This window comes from Leifsonia sp. SIMBA_070 (assembly GCF_046534635.1).
In the GTDB taxonomy this organism is placed as follows: Bacteria; Actinomycetota; Actinomycetes; order Actinomycetales; family Microbacteriaceae; genus Leifsonia.
In genome coordinates, this window is record NZ_JAWRYK010000860.1 from 1 (window position 1) to 240 (window position 240).

The following is a 240-nucleotide window of genomic DNA, read 5'->3' on the forward strand; positions in this document are numbered from 1 at the left end:
GAGAAAATGAGTTTGACCCCGGTTCCACAGCACCATCCATTGAGCCGTGCCGTGCGCGGCGCGTTTTTGGGTATGGTTGTCAGCAGCTACGCGCTGCCATCGCTTGCACAACCCGTAAACGCTGAGCACAACAACCAGCTGCAGCAGTGGAACATTCAGGGTGGTCCTTTGGCACCGGCGCTCGACCGCTTTGCTCGCCAGGCGGGTATCAGCCTGTCCTTCGATGCCCAAAACGCAGCT

1 protein-coding gene is annotated in these 240 nt (G+C 59.2%); it reads left to right on the forward strand.

The annotated features are described in order from the left end of the window. A partial coding sequence (locus SB754_RS22675; RefSeq protein WP_410784522.1) for a hypothetical protein occupies positions 1-240 on the forward strand: 240 nt, incomplete at both ends.